At 73.8% G+C, this 1230-nt stretch carries 2 protein-coding genes; one reads left to right on the forward strand and one right to left on the reverse strand.

Annotated features, from left to right (window positions below; translation table 11 throughout):
- Positions 1-300: 300 nt before the first annotated feature.
- Positions 301-708 carry a histidine kinase gene (locus FV223_RS27990; RefSeq protein ID WP_243933909.1) on the forward strand — a complete coding sequence of 136 codons (408 nt, stop codon included), beginning with the start codon at positions 301-303 and terminating at the stop codon, positions 706-708.
- A gap of 7 nt (positions 709-715) precedes the next feature.
- Here the strand turns inward: FV223_RS27990 and FV223_RS27995 are convergent.
- A partial coding sequence (locus tag FV223_RS27995) for a CPBP family intramembrane glutamic endopeptidase (protein ID WP_147729924.1) occupies positions 716-1230 on the reverse strand: 515 nt, incomplete at its 5' end.

Below are 1230 nucleotides of genomic sequence, written 5' to 3' on the forward strand. Positions count from 1 at the left end.
GGCGTCGAGGCCGGCGCGAGGGGGGAGACGGGGGGCGATTTTGCGGACGACATCGAAACCATCTCCGTGCGCTCGCGGCGTCGCCCGCGACGCGGCCCTGTTGCCCCGCCGGCCCGGCCTCGGTCAACCGCCTGCCCGATCCCGGCGCATGCCTGCTTCCTGGGCGGGTGCGCTCAGAAATACGGCGCAAACGCGGCGTGGGGCTTGCGCGACCGCTGCTTCCCGGCCTAGCATGCTGCGATGCAACGCGAACGCCGAGTCGAACGCGGAATGCCGCAACCCACCAGCGGAACGACGCTCGTGAGCCCGACCCAGCCCGCAGGGGGCTGCTACGGGATCCAGGTTCTCGTCGCCGGCCGGCAGAAGCGCTGGCGTGACGAGGTCTCCAATCAGGTCCGCCGCGCGGGCTTCCAGGCGACGGCCTGCGACAGCGGCGTCGACGCCCTCACCGTCCTAGTCCTCGGCCTTCCGGTCGACGTGCTGGTCGCCGATGTCGGGCTCGAAGGCGCGCTCTGCTGCTCGCGGCTCGCGGTCGAGGCCCGCGCCCTGCGACCGGGCCTGCGCATCGTCCTGGCCAGCGATCTCTACGAGGAGATGTCGGGCGATGCCTCGCACCTCCTCCCCGACGCGATCCTGATCCCGCGCGACCTGCGCAACGGCTCCGTGGCGAGCACCGTGCGCGAAGCCCTGGCGAACCGGCCCGCCTGACGCGCCGTCACGGCCACAGCACGTAGGCGATCAGCGCGAGGTTGCTCCAGCCGTGGAGCGCGATGCACGGCCAGAGCCGGCCGGTGCGCCAGCGCAGCCAGCCCAGCATCAGCGCCAGCGGCGCCAGCGAGACCGGGCGGGCGAATCCCCAGGCCGAGACGTGCGCCATCGCGAACAGCAAAGCCGTGACGAGGATCGTCGCGGCCGGCGGCAGGAAGCGGCGGGCGGCGGCGAAGCCCTCCCCGCGCATCAGCATCTCCTCGGCGGCGGGCGCCAGCACCACGACGTAGCCGAGCCACGCCGCCACGGCGGCCGGGCTCAGCATCGGCGACAGGCGCACGCCGTTGCCGAAGGCCGCGCCGAACGCCTCCGCGGTGCCGGTGACCCAGGCGATGTGCACGGCCGGCCACAGCAGCAGGATCAGCAGCAGCGTGCGCGGCCGCATCCCGTTCGGCCGCTCGCGATCGAGGGCGAGCCGTCTGCGCCACCCGGTGCCGTCGCGGCGCAGGGCGACCGCGACGA

Source organism: Methylobacterium sp. WL116, assembly GCF_008039455.1.
Taxonomy (GTDB): Bacteria; Pseudomonadota; Alphaproteobacteria; order Rhizobiales; family Beijerinckiaceae; genus Methylobacterium.